12 protein-coding genes are annotated in these 17,023 nt (G+C 52.0%); 6 read left to right on the top strand and 6 right to left on the bottom strand.

Annotated features, from left to right (window positions below; genetic code table 11):
* Positions 1-47 precede the first annotated feature (47 nt).
* Positions 48-584 (bottom strand): VC1465 family Xer recombination activation factor, encoded by a 537-nt coding sequence (locus tag FDG13_RS09285; protein WP_180126975.1) that lies wholly within the window; start codon positions 582-584, stop codon positions 48-50.
* A 245-nt stretch (positions 585-829) separates the two neighbouring features.
* On the opposite strand from FDG13_RS09285, the gene FDG13_RS09280 reads away from it, so the two are divergent.
* The 3 genes from FDG13_RS09280 (at position 830) to FDG13_RS09270 (ending at position 5,789) form a co-directional block, all read left to right on the top strand.
* Positions 830-2,782 carry a hypothetical protein gene (locus tag FDG13_RS09280; protein WP_180126973.1) on the top strand — a complete coding sequence of 651 codons (1,953 nt, stop codon included), beginning with the start codon at positions 830-832 and terminating at the stop codon, positions 2,780-2,782.
* Positions 2,776-3,810, top strand: coding sequence for an AAA family ATPase (locus tag FDG13_RS09275; RefSeq protein WP_180126971.1), 1,035 nt, complete (start codon positions 2,776-2,778; stop codon positions 3,808-3,810). Before FDG13_RS09280 ends, FDG13_RS09275 begins: the two co-directional genes overlap by 7 nt.
* A 485-nt stretch (positions 3,811-4,295) precedes the next feature.
* Positions 4,296-5,789, top strand: coding sequence for a hypothetical protein (locus tag FDG13_RS09270; RefSeq protein WP_180126969.1), 1,494 nt, complete (start codon positions 4,296-4,298; stop codon positions 5,787-5,789).
* Between the two features lie 80 nt (positions 5,790-5,869).
* Here FDG13_RS09270 and FDG13_RS09265 read toward each other — a convergent pair whose 3' ends face one another.
* Positions 5,870-7,120 (bottom strand): metallophosphoesterase, encoded by a 1,251-nt coding sequence (locus FDG13_RS09265; RefSeq protein WP_180126967.1) that lies wholly within the window; start codon positions 7,118-7,120, stop codon positions 5,870-5,872.
* A 343-nt stretch (positions 7,121-7,463) separates the two neighbouring features.
* Here FDG13_RS09265 and FDG13_RS09260 point away from each other — a divergent pair, with 343 nt between their 5' ends.
* Complete coding sequence (locus tag FDG13_RS09260) at positions 7,464-9,236, top strand: hypothetical protein (RefSeq protein ID WP_180126965.1); 1,773 nt, start codon at positions 7,464-7,466, stop codon at positions 9,234-9,236.
* 490 nt (positions 9,237-9,726) lie between these two features.
* On the opposite strand, the gene FDG13_RS09255 is transcribed toward FDG13_RS09260, so the two are convergent.
* From FDG13_RS09255 to FDG13_RS09245, 3 genes are all read right to left on the bottom strand, one after another.
* Positions 9,727-11,052 carry an AAA family ATPase gene (locus FDG13_RS09255; RefSeq protein WP_180126963.1) on the bottom strand — a complete coding sequence of 442 codons (1,326 nt, stop codon included), beginning with the start codon at positions 11,050-11,052 and terminating at the stop codon, positions 9,727-9,729.
* Between the two features lie 3 nt (positions 11,053-11,055).
* Positions 11,056-12,048, bottom strand: a complete 993-nt coding sequence (locus tag FDG13_RS09250) for a reverse transcriptase family protein (RefSeq protein WP_180126961.1) — start codon at positions 12,046-12,048, stop codon at positions 11,056-11,058.
* Between the two features lie 154 nt (positions 12,049-12,202).
* On the bottom strand, positions 12,203-13,375 hold the full coding sequence (locus FDG13_RS09245) for a tyrosine-type recombinase/integrase (protein ID WP_180126958.1): 1,173 nt from the start codon (positions 13,373-13,375) through the stop codon (positions 12,203-12,205).
* 136 nt (positions 13,376-13,511) lie between these two features.
* Here FDG13_RS09245 and FDG13_RS09240 point away from each other — a divergent pair, with 136 nt between their 5' ends.
* On the top strand, positions 13,512-14,555 hold the full coding sequence (locus FDG13_RS09240; protein ID WP_180126956.1) for a DNA-binding protein: 1,044 nt from the start codon (positions 13,512-13,514) through the stop codon (positions 14,553-14,555).
* A 15-nt stretch (positions 14,556-14,570) separates the two neighbouring features.
* The gene (locus FDG13_RS20870; RefSeq protein WP_218942679.1) at positions 14,571-14,891 is read left to right on the top strand and encodes a hypothetical protein; all 321 of its coding nucleotides are present in this window, start codon (positions 14,571-14,573) and stop codon (positions 14,889-14,891) included.
* 1,238 nt (positions 14,892-16,129) lie between these two features.
* Here FDG13_RS20870 and FDG13_RS09230 read toward each other — a convergent pair.
* The gene (locus FDG13_RS09230) at positions 16,130-16,978 is read right to left on the bottom strand and encodes a plasmid replication/partition related protein (protein WP_180126954.1); all 849 of its coding nucleotides are present in this window, start codon (positions 16,976-16,978) and stop codon (positions 16,130-16,132) included.
* Between the last annotated feature and the right edge of the window lie 45 nt (positions 16,979-17,023).

Here is a 17,023-nt window from a genome sequence, read left to right as displayed (position 1 = left end):
GGCAGCATCCCGTGTCGGAATGCCTTTTTTGGAGGTTGACGGGCGGGTCATGGTGACACCCGGCCATTCCGCATTGTGGGAAACGCTGAGGTTATCCCCGTATTACCAACGGGGTGCTCCCAATTTTGGGAGCTTTCGGCGGGGGCGCAGCGCGGCCCGGCAGCCACTTCCCGCAGGCGGGTCCCGTCTACCGGGCCGCGCTGCGCCAGATCATCATCTGTGCCGGCTTGCAGGCGCTGCAAGGCCAGATGAAGCTGGGTGTTTCGATCATACACACGCCCGAAGCCCTGGGCACGCCGAACCAGCAAATGCCACCAATTGGCGTCATCAGGCTTGAAGCTGAAGCCCTCAGGCGACCACAGCCGACCGGAGTGCATGCGCCATCCGTCCCAGCCGGGCTGCGGCAGCTCGTACATGCGCAGGATGCGGATCAGCCGAAAAGCGGCATACGGCACCAGCACCTTGCCGGAAATCCAGTACCTAATCGTCCTGGGTGTGACGTGCAATTCTTTCCCGGCTTGCTCAGGTGTCAGCCCAGCATCAGCCAGCAGGATTTTGAAGCGTTCACCCAGCGTGGCGCGCATTTGTTTGGCGCCTACACAAGCAAATTTGATGTTTAGTGTGCGATTCCCCTCAGAGGGAGAACAGTCACTCACCAGAGTGAAAAATGATGTTGATTTTCAAGCAAATTTGGTGTCAAGTACGTACTGCAAGTGAATTTCAAAATAGCTGTACGTCGCCGGAGGTTTGATCAATGCTGTCTCGGGTTGGGTCGCGTTCTGCACTTCATGCGCCCATGAGGGGGCGGGACATTGACACCAAAGTCTGGGTGGCAGTCGATGTTGATGCATTGCCGCCCGAACAACACAAGATGTTTATCCAGCGGCGCCGTGGAATCGAGTTGTATTTGTCGGGCGCCTCTCCCACGCTAATACGGCAAGAAGCCGGAATGTCTTGGCAAAATGTTTATCGACTAATTGTCGAACGCTGCTTGTTACCACATCCAGATGGAGATTTATATGGCTGGCGAGGAGCATTGCCCTACCTCCGCGTGACGAATTACAAACGAAAGTCAAAGCCACGCGCAGGGGAAGATGGCGCGGGGTCGGCGGGCTCACTGCAATGGTTATTCTCTTCATCAGAGGGGCGGGAACTGGAGCAGCAATTTCGTAAGCAAATTCTGTCCAAGGCAAGCGGCCTGGCAGGCCCGGGTAGGCCCAAGCAACCGTTGTTCCGATGGTTTATCGGTGAACTTCGGAAGATGGGCTATGAACAACGTAGAGAATGGCCGTTTACCGTTGATAGGTTGGGATACGTCACGATTACAGCCTATATCAATCGGGTGCTTGCTGAGGATCCAGCGCTTCAACGTCTGCTTCTGGGGGGTGAAGAAGCACGCCGCAAGGCGATAGCCGGGGATGGTACTCGGCGCCCCCATTTGGTGGCTTTTGAACGGGTGGAGTGTGATGCCCACAAACTGGATGTGCGCATGGTGGTTGCTGTGCCCTCACCACATGGCGGGCATGAGATGCGCAAGATTCACCGGTTGTGGGTCATAGTTTTGCTGGAAGTGACCAGCCGGACCGTGCTCGGTTACCACCTCAGCTTACGTCGCGAATGCGCCGCCGAAGACGTGCTGCGAGCTGTAAAGCATGCGTTGTCGCGCTGGGCGCCGCGCGAACTGCACTTCAGCGACAACGCCTATGTGGAGGGTGCTGGGTTCCCATCTTCAGTGGCGCCGTATCTGATAGGAGCTTGCTGGTCTGAGTTCAGCGTGGATGGAGCGCTCGCTAATGTCTGCAAACGGGTAGAAAACACACTGCATGAGGTCGTGGGTTGTCGCATTTTGAAACCGCAGGATGAGAACAGCTTCAGCAGCCGTCGCAGCAAAGATGATCGTCCCTTCATTGAGTCCTTTTTCAGGCACCTGGCAGCAGGAGGTTTCCACCAATTAGCGCCTACGACAGGAAGCAAACCGACCGACAAACATGGGGCTGATCCAGTTGCAACTGCTGAGGCGACTGCCTTCCAACTGGAATATGCCGAAGAACTGCTCGACACTCTGATCGCGAATTACAACGCAACGCCACACTCGGGACTCGGATACCGGTCACCATTGGCACAGCTCCAGTTTTTGCTTCCCCCATCACAGCCGATGAAATGCGCCGATTCGGACGCAGTGCGACGCATGGTCGGCGTGCGCCGTCTGTGTACGGTATTGGGAGGTGTCGCTACCGGTAGACGACCGTATTTCAACTTTGCCAATGCCCGCTATTCTGCGGAATGGCTCGCTTTACGCACTGATTTAGTAGGCAAAGACCTTTGGCTTCAGATTGAGGACGAGGACGATGCGCGGTTTGCCACCGTGTCGAATGGCAAGGGCTTATTTCTCGGCGTTGTGCGGGCTGCGCCACCCTGGCATCGGACACCGCATAGCTTGTTTATTCGCCAATCGATTCGATCGCTGGAGAGGCGCAGACTACTGCATTTATCCACGCAATGCGACGCAGTGGAAGAATTGGTACGGTTTGCCGAAAACAACGGTGGCAAATTGCCAGCGCATCCTGCTTATCTGAGTGTGCGACGCATTCTTACGACCCAGTTACCCACATGTCCACAGACCGCTTACGAACCAGCGCCCCTCGTTGATAGTGATGCGGCCTCGAAGCACGAGCCGAACAATGAGTCCGTCAGCAAGGCCGTAGAAACCGGACTGTCTTCGGGAAATGCCGAACTTTTGTCAAGACCAGCGCGCAATTTGCCGAAAGCCAAGACATGGTGAACGGACAGCATCTGCCTGCGCCGCTGGTACCGGCCCATATTCCTCGGGATCATCCTTTGGTGACGCGCGACTATTCGCTATATACGCCCCCCATCCAGCGGATGGTGGACCAACTGGCGTCGTGGATTGACAACCAAGTCGAGGGAGCCACGATCTATGGACCATCGCGCTATGGGAAATCCAGTGCCGTGGACCACTGGGTGCAGACGCTCTTGAGTGAGCGTTTTCAGAATACGCTGCCGATGGTGGTCTGGAGCCACACCGACGCTGGTGGGGCCAACTCCATTGGACGGTTTTATGCCTGTCTACTCCACGCGAGCAAACATCCTTTGTCAAAAGCCACGCGCAGTCCCTTAAGCCGCCAGCATATGTTGATGGAACGTTGGTATTCGCTGGCGTGTCGGGGGGGAGGCCGATTTCTCATCCTCATCATCGACGAGGCACAGGGAATGACGCAACGTGAATGGTTATGGCTAGTTGAGTTACACAGTTTGTTGGAAAAGGAGAACCTGCGACTGTGCGTTTTTTCAATTGCTTCGTTGCAGTTTTTTGATGAGCCCATGGCACTAGCCATGGTAGGAGGAGCGCATGTGGCTGCGCGCTTCATGCTGGCCAGCGAGCGCTTTCACGGCATTGAAGGCCTGGATGAGCTTGCCTGCGTGATGGCGGGTTACGACGAAGGCACCGAATGGCCGGCACATTCAGGCAAGTCATTTACCGAAGGTGTCGCCCCAGAAGCGTGGATTCACGGATTTCGACTTGAAAGCCACGCGAAAGCGCTGCACGCAGCTTTGGTGGCAGGTGTACCGTCGAATTACCCTGGGCCGCTCGAATTTCCGATGAAGACCATCGCGCACTGCTGCCGCAATATTTTGTTGCGCATCGCGGGTGGTGCCGATTGGCGCGATGTGACATCCCAAGAAAGCTTGTCCGACGTCGTGACAGCAAGCGGCCACCGACAGTTGCTGGCATTGGTTACCGCCACGGCCCATTTGGCGAAACGGTCAACAGGTCGTAGTGGGGTATGAAGCCGCTGACCTGGTACCCTGGGACAATTTTGCCTTATGCATCGTTGTGGCACACCTTACTGCGCGCGACTTGGTTGAATGATTTGCGCTCCGGTGATATTCGGCAACTATACATGTCGAGGGAATCCACTTGTGAAGAGCGCGCGGTACGTGAAGCAAAAGTCCTTGCAGCCGCCCTCGGGGAGCCAGTGCGTGCATTGTCAAAGTTTGCAGTGATAGAGCAATTTCCGGCCGGTCTGTGTCGCACTTGCATGGTGAGGCGGCTTCGGTGGTGTCCGGCTTGCATATCGGCAGGATTTCATACCCTCCTTGGTAATATCAGGCTGGTGTCGCGCTGTCCAATCCATGCGCTGCCCCTGATCGAAGAATGTCCGAAATGCCGTGAACAATTCAAGATGCGGCACGACGGACTAACCGTAAGCCAGCGGCGGTGTCGATGCGGTCACACCCAGTTTTTAGCACCACGTGAAGCTAGATACCCCAGTATGCCTAATGCGGAAACTGCAGCCTGGACCCCAGTTGCTCAATGGGTAAAACACATTGGCTCTGTACTGCATTCACCATCGTTCGAGCGACTTTTGCCAGCGCATATCCAACTCGCCCTCATTGCCCGGTGGTGTCACGATAACGCAATCGAATATCCAGATTGTTTCGATGATGAGTCCATGCTTTGGCGTGACCCCGATGAAGCGAAGTACTGGTCGATCTATAAAGCCTTGAGCGGCAGTCTACAGGACGTCAAACCACCGATGCGACAGAATGGTGAGTCCTCATGTTCAGAATCGGACCAGTCCACTGTATATAGATCGATGGCGCGTCATCTACGCCGACACGGATTGGCCAATCCTGATCGATTGATCAGAATATTGATGCGCACGTTCGATCCAGCTGCTTTTGCGATCATGATGGCTAAACGTCCGAAGGCACGCGTCGCATTCACAGAAATGTTATGGACTAGGCAGCTAGAGCCTAGGGCTATAACCCGACGCTGGCCCAATCGACCAGATGAGCTTCAATCTGATTTTGGTACCCCATCGACCCACAAAACGCGGATTGAGCTGCATGACAACGTGGGGCGCACCTTCAGCTTCGGTGCACCTCTCATTTCTGATTCAGCCCGTCGCTGGATTGCACAACACGTTACCGCGCTGGAGGCGCGGCAAGCTTGGGCACGGGCGATACGGCAAACTGACCGGTCTATTGCCGAAGGTTGGGCAGATTGGTCCATTCAAGACGAAAGCAATGGGAGCACATCTTTTTCCGATTGCGTTGTTTGGTTCTCTCGCCCGACAGGTAAACGTACTCAGTTCGTCGGGTATGTGCGGAACGCGGACTCATCTCGGTTCATGGTCGACTTACCGACGAAGCAACAACGCCGTGAAGCTTGGGCTAAGGCACCGCGCGAACGAAAGAGATGCGTAGATGACCTTGCAAAATGGTCTTGTTTGGATTGGAGCCAGCGTGAAGGTTGGCACGTCGAGACAGGAGCACGTTCCACCGATGACGATGTGCGGCAGGTGGTGCTCCTGCATACCGGGCAGGCGACGGATTGCTGGATTTTCAAAAGCCACAATTTGTTTGTAGCACGGGTGGTCAACGGCCTCATCCAGGCTAAAGGGCACACTGCTCGGGATGCTTTGTGTGGTCTGCGCCGAGCCGTCATGCACTATCGACAGACCTATGAAGCCAACCATGCGATACGAACGAAGAGTCAATCAGTGCTGCAGGCTGTTTCGCCTGCGCTGGCTGGTGCGACGCGCTGTGCGCAATGGCACGTTATGCAGTTGCGCGGTCAAGGCACCGAACGGTTTTGGTCGGCGGCATTCATCGCGCGGGAGATGGGGGTGAGGGTTATAGCCCAAGACAAACGCAACGAGTACGAAGGGGGCAGACTTGCACCAATAAATACAGAAACAATGGCATTGTTTGATGTGCAGGCACTGAAGCTGGACGAAATCCGCTTGCGCACCGGTCGATAACATTGGTAACACCTCGAATCAGGGTTAGAAAGCTATTGACCGCTCATCGCAACACACACTATCGCAACCAAATCAGATGATCATCGGCCTTCACTCGTCCGCTTTGCATCAATGGTTCTTTCTGTCCAGCCTGGCCCTGCAAACTCAGATTCTGGGTTGAACGTGAAGGTGGCGCCATCCAGATCCCCTTTGCCTACCGCCAGGAGACTGTTCGGAGATCGTTTACCTGCTGCCACCTCTTCGGCATCTTTGCGCTGTCGCTCTTTGAGGATCGGTAGTCCATGCCTGCGGTCAACCTCGATAGTCAGTGCCGGATTGAACTTCTCGTTCTCCATTCCCCCATCCCGGTGTGCGTACCCCCTTGGATTGCAGACCACTCTTGTGCCATTGACCTGGTAGTCAAAGTTGTCATGGACATGGCCATGTACCCATAGGCAGGCTTTACCCATCAGCCGTTGCAAGTCGGAAACAAACGCTGGCGTCAACGCATCACCCACGTACTCGGCAGGGACCGAATTCGGGTGAGGTGCGTGGTGCGTCACCACCACAGTGTTCTCAGGATCACAATTGTTCAGTTCCCGCTCCAACCATGTCACACTTTGCTGAAACCGCCGCACAGTGAACTCAGGCGACAACAGGTTAGGGTGGTTGCCATCAATATCAGGGCCAAGCCATTTGGGCCTGGATATTTTGATGCGTACATAGTCGTTCAAATGCTCCTGGGCTGCGCGCATGGCTTGGCGCTTGGCTTCAGGCCCGTGCAGTTCGAAGTCTGTCCACAGGCTGCAGCCTAGAAAACGCAAACCCTCGAACTCGAAGACTTCGTCTTCCAGAAAGGCAATGTCCAGTGCCGCAGCTTTTTCGCGCATATCGCGAAGATGTCCACTCCAGTGGCGGCCATAGAACTCATGGTTGCCAGCAACATAGAGGATTGGTTTGTCCCGAAAGGAATCCCGGGCCCAGCGCAGTCCTTTGTGGCCTTCAGCGATGTCGCCTGCCAAGATAACCAGGTCAGCGTCGACACCGATGTGCTGGCCCTCATGTTCCAGCGACATGGGTTTGAAGCCCAAATGCAGGTCGGACAGCACTAGCAGCTTCATCAGGCGCTCGCTCCTTAACAATCGTGACGGTTCTGTTTTTTGCACTCTGCGAAAGGAACATGCTACAGGTGTTTGACCTGCTTGGTTTACTGATTGCTGGAAGCGGGGTGGTGCGTGTTCCAGAAATCTCCGGCCATCGTTCCGGTAACTGCTGACCACTCTGTTGCTAATCATCTTTGGACCATGCAGGTCCATTGCCAATTGCAAGCGCTTATCTGGGATATCCACCATGGCGCTTGATTGCCGCGGAAGCCGACTTCCGTCAATATCCCCCATTTGGGGGATATTCAGACAACGAACTAGCTGTCAAAATTCCAGTGGAAGCTGTCCTACAAGATGCCGCTTTATTTCGAGTCTCCCGTGCTTAGACTCTAGAAAGAAAAGCTAGTCTGTGGAGTTTGTCAAATTCTTATAATCATATAAATTTCAGGCAAATTCGCCGAAAGCAAGACTGCAAGCCTCGTCGCGTAGGACCTCAAGATCAGACTATTACGTAGTGCCATAATATTTTTAGGTCTTGCAGTGAAAAATACCTCTGAAATTTAAAAACTTCGCACATCAACTAAAGTAGAAAATGATTTTCAAAAATATATCTAGATGGATTGTCACCCCGGAAATCGAAGGTCTCCTGTTTTTTGCACAGAGGATGAATGAATTATTATTCGACTACACATTTGATACATTTAAACCTTCAGCCCTTAACGCACCTTTCCTCGCGAAGGAGGCTGTAAGCCTCATTTCAGATATAGAGTCTGGCATCATTGATGTGGCAAATCTTGAGCCAGTTTTACAAGAACTCGAATGGGCAATTCAGAACGATAGTATCAGTAAAAAACTATTAGATGCTAGGGTTGAATATTACATACTAAAAAGTGACGAAACCAAGTTGACGGAAGTCAAGCTCAGACTTGAAGTACTAAGCAAGACGCTTGAACCATATCGATACTTGCAAGTATGCACAGATGCGCTCCATGATGCAATTGATAAAAAATCAAAAAAATCTATTGATGCCTTAAGTCGAAACGTCGTCACTACGCTTATTAATATAGGACTGAGTAAGCAGCATCTATATGAGGCAACACAAGATTTCTTTTTCAAACCGGAGGGTGACCTGATTAAATCGACAGAGTGTTATAAAAAATTCATAGATAGCATCTTGCCAGTAACGCACTCATTCGATTTATTTTTCATTGCCTCAAACCTGATAAATGAAATCTCAGACTCCATATCCTCCATGGACGCTGATATTATCGAAAACCTCCCGTCTGAGGCATCTGATATTGCAAAAAAATGTGGGTTCTCGAAAGATGAAAATGAGGTTTATGTCCACATACGCGACATCAGGTCATATGACAAATATTCGGCACGCGATGAGGCAATCAGAACACTTGAGAACTTAAGCAACTTATTCACAGTCTTCCACCATAAAGCAAAGGTTACCTGGAAACCAGCGGCGTTAGCAACACAGTGTTGTGCCCCTGGCATAGTCCTCGTCAATCCACCAAAAAGCGCAATGGATAAGGTTGCGGACATGAGGCCAAGCAAAGCATCAAAAGAGTTAAATAGGCTTATTGATAATTTGCCATTAAATAAAGCCAGTAGCACTCGACTAATGCGAGTTGCGGACTTACATGGTATATGCGTTTCACATGCAATTAGTGAAAATCAACTCGTAAATATTTGGACCGCACTAGAAACACTAATTCCTTCCAATCTTGGAAGTTCTAAGATATCAAACATAACGAGCGCGATGTTGCCATTTTTAATGAAGGCCTACATAGGTCGAATAGTGGAGAGGTTTACATTTGATCTTATGCGATGGGATCAATGGCGCGCAAAAAAAATACTTCGAAAAGTGCCAAGTCAACCCGGAAGCAACTTGGTTGCCCGAGCTGCAAACCTGTTAACAATCAAGGAAAATGAGACACTTCGCCAAGAACTTTATGCTGCCTTAAGTGATTTTCATCTTCTTCGATACAGAGCATATAGCCTCTCCGCATCTCTATGTGAACCAAAAAACATAAAAACTCTACTGGAGACTCACGAGAAGAAGCTGGCTTGGCAGCTGAGGAGGATATACAGAACTAGAAATTTAATTGTGCATTCGGGTCGGTACCCAAGCTACCTCACAACTTTAATTGAGAATGGTCATGAATATTTAGATCAAATAATATTCGATTTAATAAAAATGACATGTGGAGAGTATCGAACAGAGACGTTGGAACAAGCTTTTGAAATAGCAAAAATATTAAGAATAAAGTTCGATAAAAATCTAACAGAGGTCCAAAATTTCACCATTGATAACAACAAGTTCCTAATAGACAAGGGGCCTATAATCTACGTTTAGTTTTTGGAAAATTACGTGCCACACTTCAATTCATCACCTATGATCGGCAACGGTTGTCATAGGTGATCGGAATCTGCATAAACAAGCTATCACACTTTGTCAATAACTTAAACGCCAAAAGCTCGCTCCTCGGTACTGTGTATCCACCTGCATAACCGCGTTGCTCAGCCACACTTCTGATAGACCGATTCATGCGTTCAATGTAGTCAAGCGCAGTCGAATGATCGAACTTGGCTTCAAGACAGTCGTTGAACTCGGATGGTTTTGCGAAATAGACAAGGCCGTCAGATAAGCAGCGTAGGGCGGCGGGCCCCGAGCGATACTTGAAGCTGACCCTCATCGGCGATACGGCGTGCTTATAGTCTTGAAACTGAATCGGTTCTACGTCTTTTCTTTTCACAAGCATTGCACTTAATTGGACCAATCCCTGCATGGCTCGTCAACTGCGATTCGGCGACGTTCGTCACATGCCAGCTTCGAGGGCCAAAACCTAACTTGGTCGGCAAAGGAACGTCCTAAGGACTTGTGAAAACTGTGCAATTCCCACCTCATGGCGAGCACAAAGCATTGCAAATATTTCCTCAGGCGACAGTGTCCTCAATCGACGGTATTCTTTGTACAGTTGTTTGGGGTCAAGTTTTTCTCCTCCCTCAAATGAATACAGAAAGTCGGGTTGACGGTACTCTTCCCACAGTGCCTTCTCGACATCCTGCAGAGGGATGCAGTGCACACGGGGAGGCATATTTGGACGAACCTGATCGCCATCCAGAACGGAGATTACTTGCGCAGGTGCCCCAAGGAACTGGTATTCAATATTCCTATTCATTAGGCCTACGGCTTGACCACTACCACTCGCGTGAATGATCTGATACGAAAAAAATACAGGTGAACAGTAACAATTTATGATGTACTCAAGAAATTGCGCTAGAACCTTGTCTTCGGTCAGGATGTACCTATCCCATCCCTTGAAACCAAACAACAAGCTCTTTACAGCATTGAACGACATGGGCGTGAGGACCTCACCAGTTTCGGTGCGGTCCAGGTAATGCAACTCACTTGAATCAAGGGTTTGCATCAACGCAAGTGAATGACTGGTGAACATCACTGTCACGTGATGCTGCTGACACAGTTGCCGCAACTGGTTTGCCAAATGTGCTTGTGCATTTGCATCCAAAGCGATATCAATCTCGTCGATGACCACGAGAGACGTTTTTTTTAATATCTTGCGGTAAAGATTGATGAGAAAATACTCTCCGGAGCTGAAGTAGTCTTCCCTGATATACCGTTGGTTGGCTTGAATAATACAACAGCAAACGCCACCACGGAAATTCACCTCGACTAGATTATCAAATCGACGCTCTCCATAAATGTTGGACAAAAACTCGATGATTCCAGTGGGCCGTCGATACTGCTTTAGCACAATCGCACGACGAATCTCATCATCCGCATTCGCCAATGTTCGGAAAAAAGTGAATCGTTGTCCATGCGGTGCAGGCATTTCGACGGCGATCAGTTTCTTTAAATGTGTTGGTATTAGCTTCTTTGAGCTGAGTGAGCGCAGCGCAGAGTCATATGTGAACAGGTATTCGTCTTCATTGACCATATACCGTATCGTGCTGGAACTGTCGAAAATTCCCTCAGATGAGGTCCGAACAAAAGTATCGGCAAGGCCTAGATTCATAAGCGCCTTGGCCAGGGTCGTCTTGCCGGCACCGTTTTTTCCGACTATGCAAAGCAATCCATGGCGGGTCAGATCGATTTCGAACGCAAGAGCTGCGATGGGTCGAACGCTTTCGATCTGTACACGGAAGTGCATGGCTTATGAAAATGAGCGATGGAGAAAGAAATCAACGACAGTCGTTCCGAATTTTTTGCGCAATTTGTCCAGATACGCCTGGTCGACTGTGTTGACGTAGTTTAGAAGACCAGACAAACGAGCCTCTGCCTTCTGCAAGCCACCTTCGACCCGATCCGCGAACTTGCTCTTATCGCGCAAGTAGAAATGGATTAGGATTTCGATTTCTTCCTTGACTCCTGCATCCACCGAGATGGTCCCATTGGGCAACAGAACCATGCCGAGTAGCTTGATTTTGACGCCACCGTGAAGGAATTTTGATTTTTTGGGGTGAAGATTCAGTTCACCATTCATCGTCTCTTGAAGGTGAGTGGCGACTTGTGCCTCAATGCCATCAAGCGACGCGAAATTTTCTCCAGATATGATGAGGTCATCAGAATAACGCGTCAATATGAGGTTGCGACTCTCACAATAGCTTTGGAGCGCGTTGTCAAACGGCAAAAGTGCAGCGTTACTGATATTGGGTGATGTCGAGAATCCCATTGGCAAGGCATCGTCGACGCACACAAGGTCAACGATGCGCTCTAACCAGGTATCTATATCTTCAATTGGACAGGAGTCTCGAGCGGTGGCAATTGTCGATTTGACTCGAGTCCGCTTAAGGCTTGGGAAGAAATGCTCGATGTCACAAACGAAGAAGGATTTACTTTTAGCGTGCCGTGCAACAGCATCGTATGCATTCGAACCCTTGCGGTAAGAAAACACAATTTCATCGTTCAACGGCAGGAAATCCAACAGGAAGAGACGCAGAAACTCGTGGCATCCTTTGAGTTTGTCACTTGGCTTCAGCAGCTCCCTAGTCTTTCCTGATCGGTTGATGCTTTTTCGAGTGAAATTCTCATCAATAGATAAATTTGCGAAATCAGAGAAACTCTTTTTGCCGTGATACATGGCATTGAAGAGTGCCTCGATTGGTTGCTTCGGCGAGGCTGGCAGAGGTGAGATTGGGGTGGACATAAGGTGGTTAATTTCGTAGACTATACGCATGTCAGCTGACTAGGAGCATCTCCAGTCATAAGGCTGACCTCTAGGCCGTCTGATCTACTTGTGTGGCGTGCTCGGTTTACCGAGCACGCCACACAAGGCGTAGAGGCTCTTTCTCCATCATTTATCATTGAGTTAGCCATCCCACGCGATGCACAGATGCCGTTGCATCATGACGGGCATCATCTTCCGAATGCAGATAAATGCTGGTCGTGCTGATATTGGCATGGCCTAGATTGTCCCGAACCACTTTCAGATCCGCTTTCCCGCTCAGATGACTTCCTGCCGTATGACGCATCCAATGGGTTGAGGCCTGTTCCAGATGGGCAGCGGCGGCCTCAAGTTCAGGGTTTTGGTGCCGCAAGCGAATTGCGCTTTCCCGAAAAATGCCTTTGACGATCTCGTGAATCGCACTCCGGGCCACAGGCTTACTGGGCCCAATCAGCGGCCTGACCAAAGGCGTCTCTTCGCCTTCCTGAGGAACTCGTGGACTGAGTTCGCAAGTCGTTCGGTACCGAATCAGCTCCGACATCAACTCATCCGTGGCTGGCACCAGCCGGGTCTTCTCACCTTTGCCAGTAACCTGCAGCCACCAGCGTTCGCGGCCGTCAGCGCTACGCCGACTGAAGAATCCCCCCATGGCCGTGCCGCAAATCTCTGAGACGCGCAGGCCGCCGATATACAGCAGTGAAAACAACCATCGGCAGCGTGCCGCATGCAGCTTTTCACGGTGGCTCACATTGGGCATCGCTTCAATGGTGGCCTTGACCACATTCCAATGCGCTACGGGCAAAAAACGGTTCACGCGTGGTGCCACAGTCCTACGCTTTCGTCGGCTCAGCGCCAATGGATTGCCCGCCAGGTAACCGGCTTCCACCAACCAGGAAAACATCACATTCAGGATCGACAGCGCCTGGCGCTGGCTCGATGGCCCAAGGGGGCCGGCAAAAGGGCGCCACAATGGAGAATTGCGTCCCGGCTTCTGGCGTGATGCCATGACCCAACGTTCGGCCGGTTGGGGGTTGCAAAGGAAGCGCTGGTAGACCAACAAGTCTTCATGCGTTAGGTCGGAGAGCGCCACGCCGTGCTGCTGCGTACACCAGAGGATGAGCCTCTCAGCCTCTTTCCGATAGCTGGCAAAGGTGGCGGGAGTGTCCGCGTAACGGGCCAGCCAGGCCAACAGAGCCGAGCGGTCATCCAAGGCCGCTAATTGGCCCGGCGAGGATGTGCGATTTTGCCCGCGATGACCATCGAGGTGAGCAGGAATTATCAACTCATCCAAACGAACGACCGCATTCATGATCAGCTAGTTCCAAATCGTGACATGGAATCACATTATGGACATTATGTTGGTTATGTCCATAAATTTTATTTAATGGTTAATATTGCAACGTATTACGTTGTAATATTTAATGATTCATCGAAAAGGTACTGTCATGGAAACTATTGCCGTAGCCGAAGCCCGTTTGCAGGCTGAAATCGAGGCGCTACGCTCACAGTACACGGAAACCCAGGATTTGTACCGCGAGGTGTGCGTGCTGTTGTTCTTCCGGTACGGCATTACGCCCACCGCCAATAAGCTGTATCAACTGGTGCGTAAGGGCAGCATGAGTGCTCCAGCGGAGGCCTTAACCAGGTTCTGGGAAACGTTGCGGGAAAAAAGCCGTGTTCGGATCGAGCACCCGGATCTGCCTGAGCCGTTGCGTGACGCCGCTGGCGAACTGATGGGCTGTTTATGGCAACGGGCTCAGACGGCTGCACAGGAAGACTTGTTGGTGCTACGAGAAGATGCGCGCTCAGCCGTCGTGTCAGCCAACGCGGACATGACGGCTGCGATTGCCAAGGCGGCGCTGGCAGAGGGTGCACTGGCCGCAAGCACCACAGATTTGGAGGCGACCCGTAGCATTTTGATCGCCACCCAAGCTGATTTGGCCCGTGCGCAGGGTGAGGTCACTGCCCAGCAGCGCCAGATTGACGCCGCCATGGCGCAACGTCAGGAACTGCAGCAGGCCTTGGCTGCAGCTCGAGAGCAGTTCACCCGAGAGTTGGAGCAGCAGCGCACAGCCAGCGTGGCGGCCGAGGAGCGGCACGCTGCAGACATGAAGCGCGTGCTATTGGACGTCGACCGCGAAAGAGTCCAGGTGACCAACGTTCAAAAGGAGCTGGAGCAATCCCGTCGCACTCTGTCTAATCAACTGGATAGCCGTCGGACGCAACTCGCTGAACGGCAATCACAGGTTGAAGCGCTTCGCCACCGCAATGGTGAACTCGAAGGCATAGTTGTTGAACTGCGGGGCCAACGCGATCAAATGACCCGGGATATTGACAGCTTGAGGCAACGGGTTGAAGCTTTGCCTGTGGAAAAACCGGTGGCTAAACGTCGTGTGAAGCGCGATGCCCCCCCCGCCAAACCGCTCAACGCTGCGGCGCCATCGGCGGCAGAGAAGGTTCCCAATTTTATTCTTCAATCAGACAACTAGCTTTTAGAGGTACTGATGTCAGACTTTATCAACGAAACCCCCGCTGCCAGGGATTGGACTAGCGAGGCAATTCAAAGACATTCCAGTGGTATTTTTGGAAAATTGGTGCCAGCAGTTATTTGGTCGGACGCACGAAATACAGATGGTCAACCTCTTGTAGATGTGGATCCGGAGACACTTACAGCCCACCTCACTAAAGCGCCCTTGATATTGCTCCACAATCACGATCCAGGGAAACCTAAAGGGCAAGTACTTGAAATTGCGAATTTCAAAAATCCAGAAGGGCAACGATTTGCAGCTGCGATTCTTGGGTTCTACGCAGGGGGGGCGTTTTAAATTTCAAGGAGCTTGGTCTGGACACTGATGCATCTGTGCCATCGGCGCAGTTTCTTCCATCGCTTCCGGCTGACTGTTGGATAGAGATTGCTGTCGACCCGAGAGACGTGGATAAGGAATGGCTGGAGCAAGTAGCCAGCAATGCCCCTATACCTATTGTGCATAGTCCGCTCTCGCACAACAGCGCTGAGTCCACCTCAGAGTTGATCCGGGTAGGACTAGTCTATTTAGCAATAGTCTGGAATCCGTTCGTAACCTCAATTGCATCTGAGGCCGGGAAAAAAGCATACGCAGGAATACACACTTGGATTCGAAAGTTACTTGAGCGGCTCGTTGAGCGGCAAAATCCCATACTCGATTTCCACACGTTCTATGACGACTGCCAAGTGTCATTTTTATTGCGTGGAAAGGATTTAGCGTTGCATTACGCAGCGCATGACGCTCTACATGCGGCCGCTGCTCAGGCAGCTACATTGGTTGCGAAGCTCAAAACCGGCTCCTCACCAGCTCGTCAGTTAGTTTACGAATTTAGTAAAGAGACCCACCGATGGTATCCATCATTCGCTGTATTGAGAGACGGGAGAATAGTAACGGATAGCATTAAGCTTATTGCGATAGAGCAACTACCAACCGGTCTAAGCCTTGGCCTTGCTGCCCGAAAAAATACTTAGAGAACGCGCTCAGATGATACGAACTGAAGCTTTAACTGTTGCAAAAGCGGCAACCAAACACCGCACGAAGCGCAATTCGCTGGCCCTAATGTCGAACTGCATACGTTGATGGCAATTGTTAGTGCATTGACATGCGGTTCTGAGAGATTCTGCTTTTCTGCTGGACCAACTTGCATGCCTATGATGCCAGGCGGAGGAAACAGGTTGCAAACCGATCTGATGCGCGCGCATAATGTTTGCCCGGAAATGCTCTCACCAGAGAGCGCCTGCGCTACGCTGGAAGAGGCCTCACCGTTAACATCAAATTTACTTGCAAAGTGACATCAATTTCTCTTGCGTAGGCGTCGGAGCCGCACCAGCCTGACAAAAAAGCCAGTAGATACGATGTGCATTATGTTAAGTTATGAATGGGTGTGTGGAAGTCCGAAGACAAAGCTTGCCAAATGTTGACGGTAGGCCTTGCTTGAAGACAAACGTTTGGCCACCCTGTTCACAGCTCGCCAGCGGATGGTTGGTGCAAACGCTGGAGCGGGCCCAAGTGTTTCATACCGGTGGAGCTTCAACCCTTCAAGCGCTGCGACTGCTTTTTTCCAGCAAATTCAGCACCTGCTTGCGCAAGGCATCGTTTTCTTTTTCCAGCTGAGCGATCCGCTTTTTAAGCGCTGACACGTCATCGCTCGGGCTGGCGTTATGTGCGGCACCCTCTGGCTGATCCCCTGCATCGGCTGAAACCACTCGTGTTGGGCGCTTGGCCTCGCGCACGCGTTTGGCGGCCTGTTTGAGTTCATCGGCACCACCCACCGCTGCAGCCACCTGTTCTTGCGCAGGCAAACTGGCCACTGCGGCGGCCGCATTGAGAGAGATCGCGCCGGATTTCAGCGCGGCCACCACCTCGGGTGTGGCCTGGTTGCGGATTTTTTCAATCAACACCACCTGGTTGCTGCTCAGGCGCGCCGCTTTGGCGATGTCGTCCCGGCTGGCCAGCGGTGGCACGGTGGCAAGTTCCTGTGCAGATCCTGCGTCGTCCCAAGGCGGGCTGCTGGTGTCTTCCGAATCGGCCGTTGCTGGTGCGGGGGCTTGGGTGCGTGCACGTCGCTCCGCAATGATTTCACGTTTGCGCAGTGCCAGAACACCACGCTGGAAGTCAGACACACTGCGCCGCCCCAGATGCTGGTCAATCATCCAGAGGTGGACGTCTTCCATGCTTTTGAACAGCGTATTTTGGATGGTCTGAAACGGCAGGCCATGCGCCTGGCAAATGGCATAGCGGTTGTGGCCGTCCACCAGCACCTCACCCCACAGCACCAGGGCATCCCGGCAGCCCTCGGCCAGAATGCTGCGCTCCAGCGAGGTGTATTCCTCCGGGGTCAAGGGGTCGATATAGGCTTTGAGTTCTTCGTTGACGATGATGTTCATGGGTCGGGCGTCTGGGCCAGGTTCTTTGTTGGACAAGGGGGGCGC

Source organism: Rhodoferax sp. BLA1, assembly GCF_013416775.1.
Classification (GTDB): Bacteria; Pseudomonadota; Gammaproteobacteria; order Burkholderiales; family Burkholderiaceae_C; genus Rhodoferax.
The sequence above is the reverse complement of the archived record's forward strand: the minus strand, read 5'-3'. Positions and strand labels throughout refer to the sequence as shown.

Excerpts from the sequence above, each read along its gene's own strand:
- FDG13_RS09285 (WP_180126975.1), bottom strand. The coding sequence starts at position 584 with ATGCGCGCCACGCTGGGTGAACGCTTCAAAATCCTGCTGGCTGATGCT.
- FDG13_RS09275 (WP_180126971.1), top strand. The coding sequence starts at position 2,776 with ATGGTGAACGGACAGCATCTGCCTGCGCCGCTGGTACCGGCCCATATT.
- FDG13_RS09270 (WP_180126969.1), top strand. The coding sequence starts at position 4,296 with ATGCCTAATGCGGAAACTGCAGCCTGGACCCCAGTTGCTCAATGGGTA.
- FDG13_RS09265 (WP_180126967.1), bottom strand. The coding sequence starts at position 7,120 with ATGGTGGATATCCCAGATAAGCGCTTGCAATTGGCAATGGACCTGCAT.
- FDG13_RS09260 (WP_180126965.1), top strand. The coding sequence starts at position 7,464 with ATGATTTTCAAAAATATATCTAGATGGATTGTCACCCCGGAAATCGAA.
- FDG13_RS09255 (WP_180126963.1), bottom strand. The coding sequence starts at position 11,052 with ATGCACTTCCGTGTACAGATCGAAAGCGTTCGACCCATCGCAGCTCTT.
- FDG13_RS09250 (WP_180126961.1), bottom strand. The coding sequence starts at position 12,048 with ATGTCCACCCCAATCTCACCTCTGCCAGCCTCGCCGAAGCAACCAATC.
- FDG13_RS09245 (WP_180126958.1), bottom strand. The coding sequence starts at position 13,375 with ATGAATGCGGTCGTTCGTTTGGATGAGTTGATAATTCCTGCTCACCTC.
- FDG13_RS09240 (WP_180126956.1), top strand. The coding sequence starts at position 13,512 with ATGGAAACTATTGCCGTAGCCGAAGCCCGTTTGCAGGCTGAAATCGAG.
- FDG13_RS20870 (WP_218942679.1), top strand. The coding sequence starts at position 14,571 with ATGTCAGACTTTATCAACGAAACCCCCGCTGCCAGGGATTGGACTAGC.
- FDG13_RS09230 (WP_180126954.1), bottom strand. The coding sequence starts at position 16,978 with ATGAACATCATCGTCAACGAAGAACTCAAAGCCTATATCGACCCCTTG.